A 19,115-nucleotide genomic window follows, 5' to 3' on the forward strand; every position below is an offset into this window, starting at 1 on the left:
ATGCATGGATGAAGAGCTTAAATAATTGGTTATTAGTTTTATCGGTACTATCCTACTTCGGCTGTTCCTCTCCGGTTCATGAGGATGGCAGAGGATGTGCTTTCGTATCTGACAGTATTCAATATCGGGTTGAGTTTATGTCGGCGGGATGCGTACGGATTTTGTCTTTTCCCCAAGGTGATACGTTGATAACAAAAAGATTGGTGGTCGATGCGGAAAAGCCGGCTTTCAAAGACTATAAATGGGAAGATACGGGACAGAAGCTGTTCTTTCGCACCCGTGAACTTTCCGTAGCTTTTGATAAGGCAGATGCGGCTTTCACTTTTCAGGAAATATCCACAGGTAAGTTGTTACTAAAAGAGAAAGGGGATGGAAAGGCACGGAACTTTAAACGTTCGGTTGCCGGAGGTGAGCAATGTCTCGAAGTCACTCAATGCTTTGTTCCTACCGAGGATGAGGCTATTTACGGGTTGGGGCAGTATCAGAACGGAATCATGAACTATCGGGGGAAATCCGTACTTCTGTTGCAGGCCAATATGGATATTGTCAATCCGTTCCTTATTTCGACCAACGGATACGGTGTCTTATGGGATAATTATTCTTCTACGAAGTTTGAAGATACGAAGGAGGGCTACTCGTTTACTTCCGAAGTAGGTGATGCTTCCGACTATTATTTTGTCTATGGCAAGGATATGGACGAAGTTGTTGCCGGTTATCGGGAATTGACGGGGGACGTGCCGATGTTTGGAAAATGGGTATATGGCTTCTGGCAGTCCAAAGAGCGTTATAAGTCGTTCGATGAATTGAAGGCAGTCGTTAAAGAATACCGTAAACGGGAAATTCCGTTGGATAACATTGTGCAGGACTGGGAATATTGGGGAGACAAACCTCATTGGAACAGCCTGACTTTCCATCCGGCAAACTTTAATCATCCCCGTCAGGTTATTGATGAACTGCATCAACAGGACCATGTTCATTTTATGCTTTCCGTATGGCCCGGATTCGGACCGGAAACGGCTGTCTATCAGTCTTTGGATTCTATCGGTGCATTGTTTAGTGAACCTACATGGGCAGGTTATAAGGTTTTTGATGCCTATAATCCTGCTGCACGGGATATCTTCTGGCAATACCTCAAGAAAGGACTCTATGATATGGGCGTGGATGCCTGGTGGATGGATGCAACGGAACCTTCTTTCCGGGACGGATTCACACAGTTGAAACAGGAAGAAAAGACCAAATCGGCAGGTAATACTTATCTGGGTAGCTTCCACCGTTATCTGAACACCTATTCTTTAGAGATGCTGAAAGATTTCTATCAACGCCTACGAGCCGAAAGCGATCAGAAACGAATATTTATCCTGACTCGTTCCGCCTTTGCCTCGCAACAACATTATGGTACGGCTGTCTGGTCGGGTGACGTTTCGGCTTCATGGGAGAATATGCACAAACAACTGGTTGCCGGCTTAAACTTGTCTATGTCCGGTATTCCGTATTGGACTTCCGATACGGGAGGATTCTTCGTCACAGAACGGGATGCGAAATATCCCGACGGACTGAAAAGTAATGATTATAAAGAGTTGTATTCCCGTTGGTTCCAGTTTAGCGCATTTACTCCTATCTTCCGTGCTCACGGTACGAACGTGCCGCGTGAAATTTGGCAATTCGGTGAAAAGGGGACATTATTTTATGATAATCAGGTGAAATATATCCATCTGCGCTACCGTCTGTTGCCTTACATTTACTCAATGTCTCATCAGGTAACTGCCAATAACTATACCATGTTGAGAGGCTTGGCAATGGATTTCACGACAGATACCCGGACTTTTGATATTGATAATGCCTATATGTTCGGTACTTCCTTATTGGTGCGTCCGGTATTTCGTCCGCAATCGGAAGAAAAGAACATCAGCATTTATCTGCCGGAACACAGCGGTAAATATTGGTATGACTTCTGGACCGGAGAAGCTTTTGAAGGAGGAAGAGAACAAATGCAGACAAGTATCCTCGATATACTTCCGCTCTATGTGAAGGCAGGTTCTATCTTGCCTTTGGCAGAAGTAAAACAATATGCGATGGAATATCCCGACCGTGAATTGGAACTGCGTATCTATGGAGGAGCGGACGCTTCTTTTTTATGGTATGAGGATGAAGGTGATTCCTACCGCTATGAAGAGGGTGTATGTTCGAAAGTGCCGGTGCGATGGGAAGATTCGGAACGGACATTGACTATTGGCCTGCGTGAGGGAACTTATCCCGGTATGCCGGAACAAATAAAAGTGCATATGAAATTATATCTGCCTGAAGGTGCTGCTTTTGAGAGTAAAGAGTGTGTCTACACAGGTAGAGAGGTAAAAATAAAGTTTTAATTAGATGCATATATCGATTATGAAGAAGTTTTTCTATATCTTTATTCTATTGCTTATTGTGGGATGGGCGCAGGCGCAACAACGCGTGGTATACACAATCAACGACGGATGGAAATTTACAAAAGGATCTCCGTTTGAAGCACAGCTGGCCGGCTGTGACGACTCTTCTTGGGAGACGGTCAATATACCTCACACATGGAATAATAAAGATGCCGACGACGAAACTCCGGGATTTTATCGGGGGCCGGCTTGGTATCGGAAACAATTATTTGTAGACAAAAGCCAGGAAGGACGTCAGGCAGTGATCTATTTTGAAGGAGCCAATCAGGAAGTGCAATGCTATCTGAACGGTCAGTTCGTGGGAGAGCACAAAGGAGGGTATACCCGTTTCTGTTTTGACATTACTTCCCATTTGCGTTATGGACAGGAAAACCTGTTTGCCATTTATGTGAACAATGTCTATAACCCGAATATCCCGCCTCTGTCTGCCGATTTTACTTTCTTTGGCGGTATCTACCGGGATGTCTATCTGCAGTTTATGAATCCGGTGCACATTGCAACGAATGATTATGCTTCGTCAGGAGTTTATATCCGTACCCCCGAAGTGAACAACTCCGCAGCCTCGATAGAAATCACTACGTTACTGACGAATAATACACTCCAACCTGCTGAAATCAGGGTGGAAAATATAATCTGCGATGCGGATGGCAGGGAAGTGAAAAAGACTCATGCGGAAGTAAAGCTGGCATCCGGCGAAACAAAGACGGACATCTCTAAAAAGATAAAAATTGATTCTCCCCGTTTGTGGGATATAGACGATCCCTATCGGTATATGGTATATACGCGTATTCTTGATAAGAAAAAGGGCGCTTTACTGGATGAAGTGGTGAATCCGTTAGGTTTGCGCTGGTTCAAGTTTGATTCGGAAAAAGGCTTTTTCCTGAATGGCAAAGGACGTAAACTGATCGGAACTGCCCGGCATCAGGATTATTTTCAGAAGGGAAATGCCTTGCGCGACGAGTTGCATGTACAGGATGTATTGCTGTTGAAAGAGATGGGAGGGAACTTCCTGCGTGTGTCACATTATCCCCAAGATCCTGTAATCATGGAAATGTGCGATAAACTGGGTATTGTGACTTCGGTTGAAATCCCCGTTGTCAATGCTGTTACGGAAACCGAAGAGTTTCTGCAGAACTCCGTTGAGATGGCTAAAGAAATGGTGCGTCAGGACTTCAACCGCCCTTCTGTTATGATTTGGGGTTATATGAATGAGATTTTCCTGCGTCGCCCTTATACCGAAGGCAAGCAATTGGAAAATTATTACCGCTTTACTGAAAAAGTAGCCCGTGCCTTGGAGGCGACCATCCGAGAAGAAGATCCTTCCAGATATACCATGATGGCTTATCATAATATGCCTCAATATTACGAAGACGCCCATCTGACCGAGATACCGATGATTCAGGGATGGAACCTGTATCAAGGCTGGTATGAACCGGATATCAATGAGTTTCAGCGTTTGCTCGATCGTGCCCATAAGGTATACAAAGGAAAAGTACTGATGGTTACGGAATATGGACCGGGAGTAGATCCGAGACTTCATTCCTACCAGTCGGAACGTTTCGACTTCTCACAGGAATACGGTCTGGTATATCATAAACATTATCTCCGTGAAATGATGAAACGTCCGTTTATAGCCGGTTCCAGTCTGTGGAATCTGAATGATTTTTATTCCGAATCCCGTGTAGATGCTGTTCCTCATGTAAACAATAAAGGAGTTGTCGGATTAGACAGGGAGAAGAAAGATGTCTATTGGTTCTATAAGACAGCTTTGTCACGTCGTCCGATACTTGTTATAGGTAATCGGGAGTGGAAAAGCCGTGGGGGAGTGGTGAATACTGCACAGAAAGAGTGTATTCAGTCTGTCCCTGTATTCTCTAATGCGGAAGAAGTTGAGCTGTTTGTGAACAACAAGAGTCTGGGAAAGAAAAAGGTAGAAGATAATTATGCTTTGTTCGACGTGCCGTTCGTTGGTGGAGAGAATCTGCTGGAAGCTGTTGCTATGGCTAGTGGTCATAAATTGCGTGATATGCTCCGGATTCAGTTCCAGTTGGTAGGTTCACAATTGAAAGATGAAGCTGTGTCATTCACGGAAATCAATGTAATGTTAGGTTCTCCAAGATATTTTGAAGACCGTTCGGCAAATGTAGCATGGATTCCCGAACAGGAGTATAAGCCCGGTAGCTGGGGATTTGTTGGCGGAACTTCTTATCGCCGCAAAACAGGGTTCGGCAGTATGCTTGGCTCGGATATTGATATTCACGGAACAGACATGAATCCGGTTTTCCAGACCCAACGTGTCGGAATAAAATCTTTTAAAGCTGATGTACCGGATGGAGAATATTCCGTATATTTGTACTGGGCAGAACTGGAGTCGGACAAAGAGCGGGAAGCATTGGTTTATAACTTGGGAGCTGACTCGGAACAGACATTTGCCGGAAACCGCAGCTTCGGAATTTCAATCAATGGAACAACCGTTTCAGATGATTTTAACGTAGCCCGCGATTACGGATATGCCCGTGCTGTTATCAAGAAGTTTGTGATAACAGTGAAGGATGGAAAAGGATTGAGTGTCGATTTCCATAAAAAGGAGGGAGAACCAATTCTGAATGCTATCCGTATTTATAGAAACTATTAATTATAAATGCTATCAATATGCTTAGGTCTATTTATTTACTGTCTTTTCTCCTCCTGCAATCCTTGTTTGCTTTTGCCGGGAATGTAAAGGAGAGTGTTCCGTCCTCTTTAGATTTGTATGTATGCATCGGACAATCCAACATGGCGGGGCGTGCAACATTAACTCCGGAAGTCATGGATACCCTTCAAAATGTGTATCTGTTGAATGATAAGGGGAATTTTGAACCGGCAGTAAATCCCCTCAATCGTTATTCAACAGTCCGGAAAGATTTGTCTATGCAACGCTTGGGACCAGCTTATGGTTTTGCCAAAGAATTGACGCGGAAAACGAAACGCCCTATCGGACTGGTAGTAAATGCACGTGGTGGTTCTTCTATCAACTCTTGGCTAAAAGGAAGTAAAGACGGATATTATGAAGAAGCACTCTCCCGGATTCGGATTGCGATGAAACAGGGAGGTGCTTTAAAAGCAATCCTTTGGCATCAGGGAGAAGCCGACTGCTCCAATCCGGAAGCGTATAAACAAAAACTGATTTCTTTGGTGAAAGACCTGCGGGAAGATTTGAATCTGCCGGAACTGCCGATTGTTGTAGGACAGATTTCTCAATGGAACTGGACGAAAAGAGAAGCAGGTACAGTCCCCTTTAATCAGATGATTAAAAAAGTTTCTTCTTTTATTCCCCATTCCGATTGGGTATCATCGAAAGGATTGGGATGGTATAAAGATGAGAAGGACCCTCATTTTAATACGGAAGCACAATTGTTATTAGGGAAACGTTATGCAAAAAAGGTACTGAAGTTCTATAAGCATCCATAGAATACCCTTTTTCGAAAGAATACAAAAGCCGGCTGATTCCTCATGAATCAGCCGGCTTTTGTATGGTGAATAACTAAATACTGCCTTGTTGATAGAAAATGACTATATGTAGTTAATTATCTTGTTATAAACAAATTAACCTGTTAATAACTTTGTTAATATCCTTGTTGATAACTGAAATGGGGTTGTGAATAAAGGGCTCAGTTGGAAATCTTGGGGGATTACCCATTCTTAATTTCTGCTATGCATATACTTTAGCTAATCTAAAGAGGAAGAATCTCATATCTGCGACTCCTCTGAAGGAGGCTCTGAAAGCTTTTATTTTCGCATTAAAAGCTTCAGCTGCCGCATTGGTACTTCTGTTGACAAAGAAGTTTAATATCCTTTCATAATGATTCTCAATAGAGTTTGCTACGGTTGCAAACGTTTCATAGCCATACTCTTCTATTTTACTATACCATAAAGCTAATTTAGCTCTTGCTACATCTTTATCATAGTTTGTGGAAAATATCTTTCCCAAGTGTAAAGAATAATAATACACCTGCTTGATATCATCAAATTGTTTGAATAATATTTCAGCTCTAATCTTCTGGCTTTTAGTCCATTTATCAGGTGCTTTAAATAGTAAATATCTACTTCTTGCTAGTAACTGCCTAAGCGTGTCTCCATTTTTAAAAGTCTCCGGTTCATAAGCTACTCCTTGTTCCTTTGCAGCTTTTATTGCCTTGTTCTCATCTTTCATTACCTGCCACCGATAAGTAATACGCAACTCCTGTACGGCTTCGTATACGAGTTTCTGGACATGAAATCTATCGATAACCTGCATGGCGCGTGGAAAACAAGTTTTAGCAATCTTCTGCATACTTCCTGCCATATCCAATGTGATTTCTTTGACCTGATTACGTTGTTCTTTAGGAATCTTCATTAAGATAGCTATAATATCTTCGGCCTTTGTTCCTTGGACTACGGCAATGATTGAACCTTTACGGCCTCGTTTATCCCTGTTGAGTAAGATGGTATAAAGTTCACCTTTACTTAGCGCCGTCTCATCGATACATAGATTATAACCTATATTTTTAGGGTAAAGAATATGGTCTTGGGCATGCTCTTTTTGATTCCAACTCTGATAATCACTCAAATGGTCCTTATATTGATTTTGAAGCTGTTTGCCGTCCATGCAGTAATGCTCGGCCAGACTTTGACAGCTAACGGCATGATTATCTAAGTAATTCTTTTAAAAAAGCACCGAACTCAGCTGTGATGCGAGTACCGGTGGCTACTAAATTCCAGTCACGACTATAAGTCTGACCGGTTGAAGGATCTTCCCAACGACGACGTTTGATACGCAAGTAAACGGCTTTGCCGCGAATAGGAAAATCCTGAACTTCTATCTCAGGAAAAAAGCCTTTCGAATGAAGGGATAAATGGGACAGTTCAGAAGAAATAACCGGGGTTTCTTCTAAAAAGAGAATAAAGCAGGTCTCTTGAGAAAGGCTATCAACAACGGTGAAGTACTCAAGGATACCGGAAGGCAGAAATAGGCTTAAAATATCAGCCGGAAGAAGTGGAGTTTTAGAGTTCGTTTTCATAATGCAAAAATAAGCATTTTAACCAAATCCCCCAAGAATTACAACTGATCCGAATAAAGTCTGTACAGGAGAGTCGTCATAAAAAAGAAGAACCGCATTTTTGCGATTCTTCTTTTCTTTAGTTGCGGAGATCCGACTCGAACGAATGACCTTTGGGTTATGAGCCCAACGAGCTACCAACTGCTCCACTCCGCGATGTTTAACGGGTGCAAAGGTACGGCTTTTTTTGAAACAAACAAATATATTGCTGAATATTTTTCGAATAAATCTTCACTTTTTTCTTATTAGGTTGAGAATGAGCGAAATAATGATGAAACTTTTTCTTAGCACCTATTAATATACAAATGTTAATATTCTCTCTATTTTCTTGTATGGTCTAAAGAAAAGAATTACTTTTGCTCAAAATATTCAGCAATGTGCAATTTGTAACCTATGACCGTATCCAAGACAAAAGCCAAATTAGTAGATGTAGCCCGTCAGCTTTTTGCGAAGATGGGAGTAGAAAACACAACTATGAACGATATCGCTCTTGCTTCTAAAAAAGGTAGACGAACACTCTATACTTATTTCAAAAGCAAGGACGAAATTTATTTGGCTGTTGTGGAGTCGGAATTGGATATTCTGTCGGATATGATGAAGCGGGTAGCCGAGAAAAACATCTCACCGGACGAGAAATTGCTGGAGATGATATATACCCGGTTGGACGCGGTAAAAGAGGTAGTCTATCGAAACGGAACACTGCGTGCTTATTTCTTCCGTGATATATGGCGGGTAGAGAAAGTCCGCAAGAAGTTTGATGCAAAGGAAGTCCAGCTTTTTAAAGCCGTTCTCCTGGAAGGACAGGCAAAAGGAGTTTTTCATATTGACGATGTGGAGATGACTGCCGACTTGATTCATTATTGTGTGAAAGGAATTGAAGTTCCTTATATCCGTGGTCATATAGGCGCGCATCTGGATGAAGATACAAGAAATAAATATGTGTCCAACATCGTGTTTGGCGCACTGCATAGAACAGAAATTTAATTAAATAACTTTTAGTATGGGATTATTAGACGGAAAAACAGCCATTGTAACCGGTGCTGCTCGCGGTATTGGTAAGGCTATCGCTCTTAAGTTTGCCGCCGAAGGTGCAAACATCGCATTTACTGACCTTGTCATTGACGAAAATGCAGAAAATACAGCTAAAGAACTTGAAGCAATGGGCGTGAAAGCCAAAGGCTATGCATCTAACGCTGCTAACTTTGAAGATACTGCAAAGGTCGTAGAAGAAATCCACAAGGACTTTGGACGGATCGATATATTGGTAAACAATGCCGGTATCACTCGTGACGGTTTGATGATGCGCATGAGCGAACAGCAATGGGATATGGTGATCAACGTGAACCTGAAGTCGGCGTTTAACTTCATTCATGCTTGTACACCTGTCATGATGCGTCAGAAAGCCGGTAGCATTATCAATATGGCATCTGTTGTAGGTGTTCACGGAAATGCAGGACAGGCTAACTATGCTGCTTCCAAAGCAGGTATGATTGCATTGGCTAAGTCTATCGCACAGGAGTTGGGTTCTCGCGGCATCCGTGCCAACGCTATCGCTCCGGGATTCATCCTGACAGACATGACAGCTGCTCTTTCTGATGAAGTAAGAGCTGAATGGGCAAAGAAAATACCTTTGCGTCGTGGTGGTACTCCTGAAGATGTGGCAAACATCGCTACCTTCCTTGCTTCTGATATGTCATCTTATGTATCGGGCCAGGTGATTCAGGTAGATGGTGGTATGAATATGTAATCGAACAGAATGACTGTTGTATACGAAGACAACCATATCATTGTAGTCAATAAGACCGCTTCCGAGATTGTCCAGGCAGACAAGACGGGTGATACGCCGCTTTCGGAGACTGTGAAACAGTATCTGAAAGAGAAGTATCAGAAACCCGGAAATGTTTTCCTCGGTGTGACACACCGGTTGGACCGCCCCGTAAGCGGTCTTGTTATTTTTGCCAAAACGAGTAAAGCGCTTACACGACTCAACGAGATGTTTCGCACCAGTGAGGTGAAAAAGACTTATTGGGCGGTTGTGAAAAATGAACCGGAAGAACCGGAAGGCGAACTGATACATTTTCTTGTGCGTAATGAAAAGCAAAATAAAAGTTATGCATATGATAAGGAAGTTCCGAACAGTAAGAAAGCGATTTTGCATTACCGGTTGATCGGTCGTTCGGAGAATTACTATTTGCTCGAAGTTGATTTGAAGACCGGACGTCATCATCAGATTCGTTGTCAGTTGGCCAAAATGGGATGTCCTATCAAAGGAGATTTGAAATATGGTTCTCCACGCTCCAATCCGGATGGGAGCATTTGTCTGCACGCCCGGAGAGTGCGATTCATACATCCTGTTTCCAAAGAGCTGATAGAGCTTGAAGCTCCCCTTCCCGAAGGGAATTTATGGAAAGGATTCATCATAGATTAACACGGATTTCTATAATAAATTTAAGCACGGATTTCACGGATTGGCGCTGTTGCTTTACAATTCATTATTCTAAAAAACATGGAATCTGTACCTAATAATATACGATTGTTTAGCAAGAGTGCTTGGTATACAGCTTTTTCTATGGAAATTCGGGTAAGTCTGTGATTGGAACTCTTGCCAAAAGAGTAAACTTGCCTGCCATTTTTCTAGTAAACTCCAGCGACATTTAGTAAATTCCTGAATAGGTAGTATATTTGCATCATTCGCTAATTGTTATTATCAATCATACCAAAGAAGAATACGAATGAAAGCATTTAAACTACTTGCATTGACTTCCTGCTTCTTGTTTGCAGCGGGAAATGGAGTTGCGCAACGGGACTATTCAAAAAGTGAAGGATTATTGCAGTACGTCGATCCGTATATCGGATCCGGTTATCATGGACACGTTTTTGTTGGGACGAGTGTTCCGTATGGAATGGTGCAGCTGGGCCCTACTAACATCCATAAAGGTTGGGACTGGTGTTCGGGTTATCATTATTCCGATAGCATCTTAATCGGTTTTTCACATACCCATTTGAGCGGTACGGGCTGTACTGACTTATGTGATATTCTCATCATGCCATTGAATGAAATCCGTACGCCTAGAGGTAATCAGGATGATATACGAGATGGCTATGCTTCCGGATATTCCCATACGAATGAAATTGCCCGTCCCGAATATTACTCTTTGCTTCTCGACCGTTACAATATCAAAGCTGAGCTGACAGCTACAGATCGTGTAGGCTTCCATCGTTATACTTATCCTGAAGGAAAACCGGCTTCCATATTGATCGACTTACGTGAAGGGAACGGCTCGAATGCTTACGACAGTTATATCCGTAAAGTAGATGATTATACAGTAGAGGGGTATCGTTATGTGAGAGGCTGGAGTCCTTCCCGCAAAGTTTATTTTGTGTTGAAAAGTGATAAGAAGATAGAGCAGTTTACTGCCTATGACGATAATACCCCGAAACCTTGGGGGCAACTGAAAGTGGCATCAGTGAAGAGTGTCCTCACTTTTGGTAACGTGAAAGAAGTGAAGATAAAAGTCGCTCTTTCTTCTGTCAGCTGTGACAATGCGGCGATGAATCTGCAAGCCGAACTTACCCACTGGGATTTTGACAAAGTAGTGGATAGGAGTGCCGCCCGATGGAACAAGCAACTGGAGAAGATGACAGTAGAAACCGACGATGAGGCTTCCAGACGTGTGTTCTATACCGCACACTATCATACCATGATTGCCCCTACACTTTTTTGTGATGTGAATGGAGAATATAGGGGAATGAACGACATGATTTACACGGATCCGAAGAAAGCCAACTATACAACTCTTTCTTTATGGGATACCTACCGTGCATTGAATCCTCTGATGACTATCACCCAACCTGAAATGGTGGACCATGTAGTCAATTCGATGATTTCCATCTATCGTCAGCAGGATAAACTCCCCATCTGGCCTTTGATGAGCGGCGAAACCAATCAGATGCCAGGCTATAGCTCCGTGCCGGTGATTGCCGATGCGTATCTGAAAGGATTTATCGGTTTCGATGCGGAAGAAGCATGGCAGGCTATGAAAGCTACGGCTACTTACGAGAAACAAAAGGGAGTACCCTATGTGGTAGAAAAAGGATATATTCCTGCCGACAAAATCCATGAGGCGACTTCGATAGCAATGGAATATGCGGTGGACGATTGGGGAATTGCTGCTATGGCATATAAGATGGGAAAGGCCGAAGATGCTGAAACATTCTCGAAACGTGCTCATTATTATAAGAACTATTTTGATTCTTCCATCCATTTTATCCGCCCGAAATTGGAAGACGGCTCTTGGCGTACTCCTTACGATCCGGCACGTTCCATCCATACTGTCGGAGATTTCTGTGAAGGAAACGGATGGCAATATACTTTCTTTGCTCCACAAGATCCGTATGGACTGATTGCCTTGTTTGGCGGTGACAAACCCTTTGCGACGAAGCTTGATAGTTTCTTTACCAACACCGACAGTATGGGCGAAGGAGCATCGAGCGATATAACCGGATTGATCGGACAATATGCGCACGGAAATGAACCGAGCCACCATGTTGCTTACCTTTATGCGTATGCCGGTGAACAATGGAAAACGGCGGAAAAGGTCCGTTTCATCATGAGTGATTTTTATACAGACCAACCGGATGGTATTATCGGCAATGAAGATTGTGGACAAATGTCAGCTTGGTATCTGCTTTCATCCATGGGACTCTATCAGGTGAACCCGTCGGATGGTGTATTTGTTTTCGGTAGCCCCTGTTTTAAGAAAGTAGAAATGAAGGTACGTGGTGGTAATACTTTTACTGTAGAAGCACCAAATAACAGCAAAGAAAATATCTATATCCAGAAAGTGTATTTAAATGGCAAGCCTTATGATAAGAGTTATATCACTTATCAGGATATAATAAATGGCAGCACATTGAAGTTTGTAATGGGGAAAAAGCCTAATAAGAATTTTGGTAAGGCTCCGGCAAACAGACCGGTTGTTTTGAATAAGATAAATAGATGAAAGACAGCTTATAAAAGATAAGTCCTTATTGAAAGGAGGGAAAAGTCTCCGGCAATGAAAGAATAAAGTTAGTTCCCGAGTATTAATTCAGTTTTCAATAGGTATTGTAAAGCTTTCCGGTTGTAACATTTAGTTCAGCTTCGGAAAGCTTTATTTTATACACTAAAAACGGCTGAAAAGTAAATCCTTACAGGAACTTACCGTTTTCAGCCGTTTGAGAGGATGTAGTTTTAAGAAATAAGTTAGTCGTGATTACTTTCTTTCTTTTAAAGGAGGATGTAATCCGTGTCTGAATGATTATATAAACTACTTGTGTGCATATACTTAATTATGGCAGCGGATCAGCTTTTGCCGGCCGTTTCGGATCATAAACGGCTACTCCTACTTTGGAGTCGGCACAGCCATAATACAAATACCATTTGTTTTTGAAATAGACCATTCCTTCGATAAATACGGTTCCGTCCACATATTGTCCACTCTTTTCGAAGCTATCCATCGGGCGGAAAAACGGTTCGTCGAGACGGGTGATAAAGCGGGTAGGATCTTTGGCGTCGAAGAGCGCTTGTCCGGCAGCATAAACATTGGCAGTATAACGTTTGTCACCTCTTCCTGAATGATTCTTACCATTGTAAAGAAGGACGATTCCTTTCGGAGTGTAGATGGCCGGTGGTCCACATTCGGTGAGATGGCTGTCAAAGTAGCCGTCACGGGGAGAAAACAGCTTCTTCAGGGAGCCGTCAATGTTGACAATCGGAGTCCAATGGATTAAATCATCAGAAGTAGCCGCAAATACGTGTTCTTCGCCCCAGTACATAAAGTATTTTCCGTTGATTTTCTTGATAACCTGTTTGCCTTTGACAACCTCCGTCAGGATAGAGCCGGATTTACAGCCCAGATTAAAGAACTTTCCGTTGTATGCCGTGGCAAAAGCAGGCCCATGCTTTGTCCAATCTTTTAGATTGCGGGAGGTCGCTACTGCCAGCCGAGGCACATGGCGGTTCCATTGGGTGTACATCATTACATAAAGTCCGTCATCGGTTACAGCAATCCGTGGATCTTCACAGCCGCCGGGCCATTCCAATTCTTTTTGTGAATCGTCATCCGGATAGAATACAGGAGTCTTTTCCCGTTGGAAATGTGTGCCATCAGTAGAGGTTGCATAACCGAGGCGTGAAGTACGGCGTCCGATGCCGACCCCTGATTTATCCTCTGCACGGTATAACACGACAATCTCTCCATTGTAGATTGTAGCTGCCGGATTGAATGTATCATTCGATTCCCATGCAATGGAGTCTTTTGTGAGCGGACAATAAAATTGGGTGTTTTCGATGGGGGATATTACCGGATTTACGCTCTTCGGACGTTCGAAACCACCGAAAGCCCAATCGGGTAACTGGTTCTCTTTATGATTGGAAGACTGGCCGTTGGCAGCACAAGTCATCACTGTCGTAGCAAGTAAGAATAAAAAAGTTGATTTCATATTGTCTATATTATATGGGTTGTTTATTTTCAGGAGTCATATAACTCTCTACATATAAATTGAAAAATGAATAAAATGCTGTCATCTGTCACCTGATTGGATATAAATTATTGATCCTGAAAATATTACGGTGTGACAGCATGGTGTGATGGCAAGGTGACGGCATGGTGTGCTGTCACTTTGTCGAAAGCTGGGATTCTATTGTTTTTCTGCTATGAGGGCACTTGTTTCTCTATTCGGAGTTGTATTCGCTCATTATCATACTATTACAGGTGAGAGAAGGTTTCATTGCTTGAAACTTTAGTTTCATCAGTAGGAAACTTTAGTTTCATTGGTGAGAAACTTTAGTTTCTGTTGCTTGAAACTATGGTTTCAAAGGCTTGAAACTAAAGTTCTTCTGCCTTGAAACTATCTTGGAACCGTAAGTGTCAATGTTAGAAACAGTTATTCCGTAAGCAGGAATACAATAATTCCTGATATGAGCAATCGGCTACTCCATCGCTTGCATACCGGCACTGCCGGAGAGGAGGATGGATAAACCAAGGATTTTAGTTATATTCATGGTAATAATAATGGATGAAGTTAATTTATTTCGGCAAAAAACTCAATGAGGCAGGCATTGTCGAGCAACCATTTATACGGTTCCTCCTTATGTCCCGACCAGTCTCTTCCCAATAGTCCGTTCTCATCCCTGTAGTTTTCCCAAGCATGAAGAACGTTGTTCACCATGGCATCTACATAAACCGGATTGTTGTCAATCTTGTACAGAGCTTTCAATCCCCTGAACAGAATCACATTAAACCAAGCCATATCTTTGTGTACTTTGATTACCGGATCTTTCTTGTCGGCTTGCGTACGGAAAAAAGCGTCTGTTCCTGCAGCTGTTTGTCCGGCATCACGCAGATATTGTTCGTCTCCTGTTTCCTCATAGAGCAACACGCCTGCCTGAATCATCTGCCCACTGTTGTAGGCATACTTCTCTTTGGACACTTTTCCTTTCAGGTTGACGTTATCCCAATAAAGATGGTCGTCGGGGTCACAAAGATGTTCCCTGGTCCAGGCATAGGTAGCCTTTGCTTTTTCCAGATACTTGGCATCTTTTGTCAATCGGTATAACTTGACACCGAGCACAGTTGACGGGGCATTCGAACAAGTGTGTTTTGCTTCCTTTTGCTGTTCGCACCAGAAAATACCTCCACCCAGTTCGTCAGTCCAGCCGCTGTAAATGTATTGATACAATGCGATGGCTTTTTCCAGATAAGTTGGGATGTGGGTGAGCTGGTAATAGTCGCAATAATCCAATGCAATCCAGATGTTGTCGTCATAATAACGTCCGTGCTGACCATATTTGGCCGGATATGACTGATAACAGGCTGGTTGGCGGCTGTTATCCCAATACTGTTCCATCCCCGGCAAGATTCTCTTTTCGAGTAATTTCTTGTACTTCTTGTTACCGGTAGCTTTGTACAACGCCACACAACCTGACATCATCCCGGAGTAAGGCCATAGAAAAGAGGCTTTCAGCGTTCCGTTCTGTTGCATTCCTCCAGCCAGATAAGTGATTTTCTGGTCGGGATTGACAGGATAAGTCTCTGTCAGTAATCCGTCCTTCGTCTGATAAAGATTCAATACATTGTGCAGAATCGAGTCGGCAATGGAAAGATAGCGATTGTTTTCCGGTGTCTTTCCCGTTGCGGACGTAAGGAAAAATAACATACAGGCTAGGGTGTATATATTTCTCATAGGAATATCAGGTTGTGTGGTGAAACTTTTCAGGTTATTTTTAACTAATAAAATTATTTCTGCCGACGTTCGTCAAACTCTAACTCTACCTTTACAGGAAAGTGATCGGAAGGAGTGCGGGCTTGATATGCTTTGATGTCGATTTCTTCCGGACAGTCGGTTGCATTTTTTTTGTCTCCGTTTCCTACGATGCTCCGGTAAGTATCTGTCAGTACGCCGTATCTTTTCACATGGAAAGACGGAGATACGAATACATGGTCGATACGGCTTTCTGTAAAGCTGTTCGGGTCGAAGTCATTGAAGGTTCCGTTGATAGCATAACGGAAATCGCATTTTTCGTAGGAATCGCACAGCACGCCTTTGCTTACAAAAGCATCGTATGACTGATGAGTCTGATCGACATTGAAGTCACCGGTCAGGATAGCCGGAAGATTCTTGCCTTTGCCCAGTTCCTTCATCTTCTCCTGTACAAGGAACGCACTTTCCACACGGGCTTTCTTCCCGATATGGTCCATGTGCAGGTTGAAGAACAGGAATTCGAAACCGGTATCTTTGCATTTGAAGTGTCCCCAACTGCAGATACGCGGTAGCACGGCATCCCAGCCTTTGCTCGGCACATCGGGAGTCTCCGACAGCCAGAAGTCGCCTTTCTCTACAAGATCGAACTTGTCGGTACGATAGAAGATTGCAGAATGTTCACCCTGATCTTTACCGTCGTCACGGCCCACACCGATATAGTCATAACCGGAAAGTGCTTCCTTCATGTCTTTCAGCTGATGAAGGAAACATTCCTGTGTGCCGAAAATATCGAAATCGTGGTATTGCACCATCTTGGCAATGACCGGATAACGTTGTCCCCAACCGTTTCCGCGAAGTGAATCGCTGCCGTTGGCATTTCTTAGGTTATAAGAGGCAACAGTAAAGGTGGTAGGCTGATAGTTACTCTGGCAATTGCAGAATACGATCGCAACAAGGGAAATTAGTAAAAGACTTTTCAGTTTCATGTTTTTATAGTTTGTTTGGTAGATAATTCATTGACCTCCAAAAGTACAATATTTTATTCAAATGAAAGAGAGTAAGGTACATCTTTTTCTGTGATTCCCCGCTGTTTATTGGGTACGGGGCTCATTTGGAATTGGATATTAGCACCTTTTGTCAGCTGGTCATGTGTAAGGAAATTGCGGGTTTGTGATTTCCCGTTCACCTTCATTTCTTTAATGTAGCGGTTGGCAAGCTGGTTGTTATCTGCTTTGATCGTAATGGTCTTTCCGTTTTCCAGATGTAACTTCGCTGATTTGAAGAGCGGAGTTCCTATGATATATTCATCTGTTCCCGGACAAACTGGATAGAAACCGAGTGCGGAGAATACATACCATGCGGAAGTTTGTCCGTTGTCTTCGTCGCCGCAATAGCCGTCGGGACCGGCGGTGTATAGCTTGTTCATAATCTCACGTATCCAGTATTGGGCTTTCCAGGGTTCGCCTGAATAGTTGTAGAGATACACCATATGCTGAATAGGCTGGTTTCCGTGCGCATATTGCCCCATGTTCATCACTTGCATTTCACGCATCTCATGAATCATGCCGCGGCTCTCCATTCCCTGTCTGCCCGGAATGACGAAAACGGAATCCATCATCGTATTGAATTCTTTCTTGCCTCCCATCAGGTTGATAAGTCCTTGCGGATCGTGGAATACGCAGAAGCTCCAGTGCCAGCTGTTTCCTTCACAAAATTCACCGCTCCAGTCTACAGCGTCGAATTTCGGATTGAATACGCCTTTGTCGTTTTTACCTACCATCAGTTTGTGTTCCGGATGATAGACATTTTTATAGTTCAATGCGCGCTTCTTGTAAATATCGGTTTCGCTTTCCGGTTTACCGAGTTTCTTGCCTAATGTATAAATCGCCCAGTCGTTATATGCATATTCCAATGTACGTGCAACGTTTTGTCCTATGCCGATATTGTTGGCGACATATCCCAGTTGGTTGTAAGATTCGTAGCCGAGACGCCCCGAAGCAGTTCCGCTAAGATGTGCATTGGCTCCATGTTTCAATGCTTCCCAAAGAGTTTCGATGTCATACCCGCGCAACCCTTTGATGTAAGCGTCGGCCACTACGGAAGCCGAGTTGTTGCCCACCATGCAATCCCTGTGTCCCGGGCTGGCCCATTCCGGCAGGAAACCGCTTTCTTTGTAAGCATTCACCAGTCCCTCCTGCATCTTCTGATTCATTGACGGATACATCAGGTTGAGGAAAGGAAACAAGCAGCGGAACGTGTCCCAGAATCCGGTGTCGGTAAACATATAGCCGGGACGCACTTCGCCGTTGTAGGGGCTGTAATGCATGACTTGTCCCTTAGCGTCTATTTCGTAGAAACTGCGTGGAAAAAGCATCGAACGGTACAGGCAGGAATAAAATGTACGTAAATGATCAATGTTGTCATCTTCTACCTCTATCTTGCTCATTTCACGGTTCCAGACCTCTCTTCCGTTTGCTACCAGTTGGTCGAAACTGTTTTTGCCAAGCTCTTTGAGATTCAACTCCGCCTGTTCGGGACTGATAAAGGAGGAAGCAACACGTGCGTGTACAATTTCTCCTTTTTGGGTGGCGAACCCGATCACGGCACCTGTGTGGTTTCCTTTCGCTTCTGTTTCATTCGGAAGAATGTTATTTTCGGAAACTGCGGAAAGGAATGTGAACGGTTTGTCGAACTGAATCACAAAATAGTTTTTGAAGTTTTCCGGCACGCCACCGCTATTCTTGGTTGAATAGCCGATAATCTTGTTTTCTTCCGGAATCACTTTCACGTAAGATCCCTTGTCGAAAGCATCTACAATCACGTAGGCATTCTTTGTCTCCGGATATGTGAAACGGAACATGGCGGCACGCTCCGTAGGAGCAAGCTCGGTTGTTACATCGTGGTCGGCAAGATATACCTTATAATAATAAGGCTTGGCGACTTCCGCTTTGTGAGAGAACCAACTGGCACGTCGGTCTTGGTCGAATACCAGTCCGCCGGTGACAGGCATGATGGCAAACTGCCCGTAGTCGTTCATCCAGGGACTGGGCTGATGTGTTTGTTTGAATCCCCGGATTTTGTCGGCATCATACGTGTATGCCCAACCGTCTCCCATTTTACCGGTCTGCGGTGTCCAGAAATTCATTCCCCACGGCAATGCCGTAGCCGGATACGTGTTTCCGGTAGACAGTTCAAACTTGGATTGAGTGCCTACCAGTGTACTGACATAGTCTACCGGATTCTTAACGGCAGAAGATTGCAGGCTGTACAACACGGCACCTCCAAGAAATAGCAAGTGTTTAAATGAAAAAGGTGTTTTCATGAACCAATGAATTTATAGATTTGAAAATAATTTCTACGACGAAAA

The 19,115-nt window shown here is 43.4% G+C and carries 13 protein-coding genes and 1 tRNA gene; 7 read left to right on the forward strand and 7 right to left on the reverse strand.

The window, feature by feature from the left end; translation table 11 throughout:
* Positions 1-8: 8 nt before the first annotated feature.
* From NXV01_RS07615 to NXV01_RS07625, 3 genes are read left to right on the forward strand one after another with little or no spacing between them, the layout of a single operon-like run.
* Positions 9-2,366, forward strand: a complete 2,358-nt coding sequence (locus NXV01_RS07615; protein ID WP_259022110.1) for a TIM-barrel domain-containing protein — start codon at positions 9-11, stop codon at positions 2,364-2,366.
* 19 nt (positions 2,367-2,385) lie between these two features.
* Complete coding sequence (locus NXV01_RS07620; RefSeq protein WP_259022111.1) at positions 2,386-5,061, forward strand: glycoside hydrolase family 2 TIM barrel-domain containing protein; 2,676 nt, start codon at positions 2,386-2,388, stop codon at positions 5,059-5,061.
* Positions 5,062-5,078: 17 nt separating this feature from the next.
* Positions 5,079-5,876 carry a sialate O-acetylesterase gene (locus NXV01_RS07625; protein WP_258979408.1) on the forward strand — a complete coding sequence of 266 codons (798 nt, stop codon included), beginning with the start codon at positions 5,079-5,081 and terminating at the stop codon, positions 5,874-5,876.
* Positions 5,877-6,117: 241 nt separating this feature from the next.
* Here the strand turns inward: NXV01_RS07625 and NXV01_RS07630 are convergent, their stop codons facing one another.
* The 3 genes from NXV01_RS07630 to NXV01_RS07640 form a co-directional block, all read right to left on the reverse strand.
* The gene (locus NXV01_RS07630) at positions 6,118-7,053 is read right to left on the reverse strand and encodes a transposase (protein ID WP_259021648.1); all 936 of its coding nucleotides are present in this window, start codon (positions 7,051-7,053) and stop codon (positions 6,118-6,120) included.
* Between the two features lie 40 nt (positions 7,054-7,093).
* On the reverse strand, positions 7,094-7,465 hold the full coding sequence (locus NXV01_RS07635; RefSeq protein WP_259022112.1) for a transposase: 372 nt from the start codon (positions 7,463-7,465) through the stop codon (positions 7,094-7,096).
* A gap of 122 nt (positions 7,466-7,587) precedes the next feature.
* A tRNA-Met gene (locus NXV01_RS07640) sits at positions 7,588-7,660 on the reverse strand.
* 237 nt (positions 7,661-7,897) lie between these two features.
* On the opposite strand from NXV01_RS07640, the gene NXV01_RS07645 reads away from it, so the two are divergent.
* The 4 genes from NXV01_RS07645 (at position 7,898) to NXV01_RS07660 (ending at position 12,507) form a co-directional block, all read left to right on the forward strand.
* Complete coding sequence (locus tag NXV01_RS07645; RefSeq protein ID WP_007763961.1) at positions 7,898-8,488, forward strand: TetR/AcrR family transcriptional regulator; 591 nt, start codon at positions 7,898-7,900, stop codon at positions 8,486-8,488.
* A gap of 16 nt (positions 8,489-8,504) precedes the next feature.
* Entirely contained in the window at positions 8,505-9,251 is a 747-nt protein-coding gene (fabG, locus tag NXV01_RS07650) for a 3-oxoacyl-[acyl-carrier-protein] reductase (RefSeq protein WP_010536417.1), read from the forward strand.
* Positions 9,252-9,260: 9 nt separating this feature from the next.
* On the forward strand, positions 9,261-9,932 hold the full coding sequence (locus NXV01_RS07655; RefSeq protein WP_195649268.1) for an RluA family pseudouridine synthase: 672 nt from the start codon (positions 9,261-9,263) through the stop codon (positions 9,930-9,932).
* A 304-nt stretch (positions 9,933-10,236) separates the two neighbouring features.
* Positions 10,237-12,507: a GH92 family glycosyl hydrolase gene (locus NXV01_RS07660; RefSeq protein ID WP_259022113.1), complete on the forward strand. Its 2,271-nt coding sequence runs from the start codon at positions 10,237-10,239 to the stop codon at positions 12,505-12,507.
* Positions 12,508-12,835: 328 nt separating this feature from the next.
* On the opposite strand, the gene NXV01_RS07665 is transcribed toward NXV01_RS07660, so the two are convergent.
* The 4 genes from NXV01_RS07665 to NXV01_RS07680 all read right to left on the reverse strand — a co-directional run bounded on the left by NXV01_RS07665 (position 12,836) and on the right by NXV01_RS07680 (position 19,070).
* Entirely contained in the window at positions 12,836-13,996 is a 1,161-nt protein-coding gene (locus NXV01_RS07665; protein ID WP_195649315.1) for a glycoside hydrolase family 130 protein, read from the reverse strand.
* A gap of 573 nt (positions 13,997-14,569) precedes the next feature.
* Positions 14,570-15,703: a glycoside hydrolase family 76 protein gene (locus NXV01_RS07670; protein WP_229128602.1), complete on the reverse strand. Its 1,134-nt coding sequence runs from the start codon at positions 15,701-15,703 to the stop codon at positions 14,570-14,572.
* 80 nt (positions 15,704-15,783) lie between these two features.
* The gene (locus tag NXV01_RS07675; RefSeq protein ID WP_195649266.1) at positions 15,784-16,734 is read right to left on the reverse strand and encodes an endonuclease/exonuclease/phosphatase family protein; all 951 of its coding nucleotides are present in this window, start codon (positions 16,732-16,734) and stop codon (positions 15,784-15,786) included.
* Positions 16,735-16,787: 53 nt separating this feature from the next.
* Positions 16,788-19,070, reverse strand: coding sequence for a GH92 family glycosyl hydrolase (locus tag NXV01_RS07680; RefSeq protein WP_259022114.1), 2,283 nt, complete (start codon positions 19,068-19,070; stop codon positions 16,788-16,790).
* Positions 19,071-19,115 lie beyond the last annotated feature (45 nt).

Source organism: Bacteroides sp. BFG-606, from assembly GCF_024788145.1.
GTDB lineage: Bacteria > Bacteroidota > Bacteroidia > Bacteroidales > Bacteroidaceae > Bacteroides > Bacteroides vicugnae.

Coding starts and splice junctions, on each gene's coding strand:
- NXV01_RS07615 (WP_259022110.1), top strand. CDS start 9: ATGAAGAGCTTAAATAATTGGTTATTAGTTTTATCGGTACTATCCTAC.
- NXV01_RS07620 (WP_259022111.1), top strand. CDS start 2,386: ATGAAGAAGTTTTTCTATATCTTTATTCTATTGCTTATTGTGGGATGG.
- NXV01_RS07625 (WP_258979408.1), top strand. CDS start 5,079: ATGCTTAGGTCTATTTATTTACTGTCTTTTCTCCTCCTGCAATCCTTG.
- NXV01_RS07630 (WP_259021648.1), bottom strand. CDS start 7,053: ATGGACGGCAAACAGCTTCAAAATCAATATAAGGACCATTTGAGTGAT.
- NXV01_RS07635 (WP_259022112.1), bottom strand. CDS start 7,465: ATGAAAACGAACTCTAAAACTCCACTTCTTCCGGCTGATATTTTAAGC.
- NXV01_RS07645 (WP_007763961.1), top strand. CDS start 7,898: ATGACCGTATCCAAGACAAAAGCCAAATTAGTAGATGTAGCCCGTCAG.
- fabG (WP_010536417.1), top strand. CDS start 8,505: ATGGGATTATTAGACGGAAAAACAGCCATTGTAACCGGTGCTGCTCGC.
- NXV01_RS07655 (WP_195649268.1), top strand. CDS start 9,261: ATGACTGTTGTATACGAAGACAACCATATCATTGTAGTCAATAAGACC.
- NXV01_RS07660 (WP_259022113.1), top strand. CDS start 10,237: ATGAAAGCATTTAAACTACTTGCATTGACTTCCTGCTTCTTGTTTGCA.
- NXV01_RS07670 (WP_229128602.1), bottom strand. CDS start 15,703: ATGTTATTTTTCCTTACGTCCGCAACGGGAAAGACACCGGAAAACAAT.
- NXV01_RS07675 (WP_195649266.1), bottom strand. CDS start 16,734: ATGAAACTGAAAAGTCTTTTACTAATTTCCCTTGTTGCGATCGTATTC.
- NXV01_RS07680 (WP_259022114.1), bottom strand. CDS start 19,070: ATGAAAACACCTTTTTCATTTAAACACTTGCTATTTCTTGGAGGTGCC.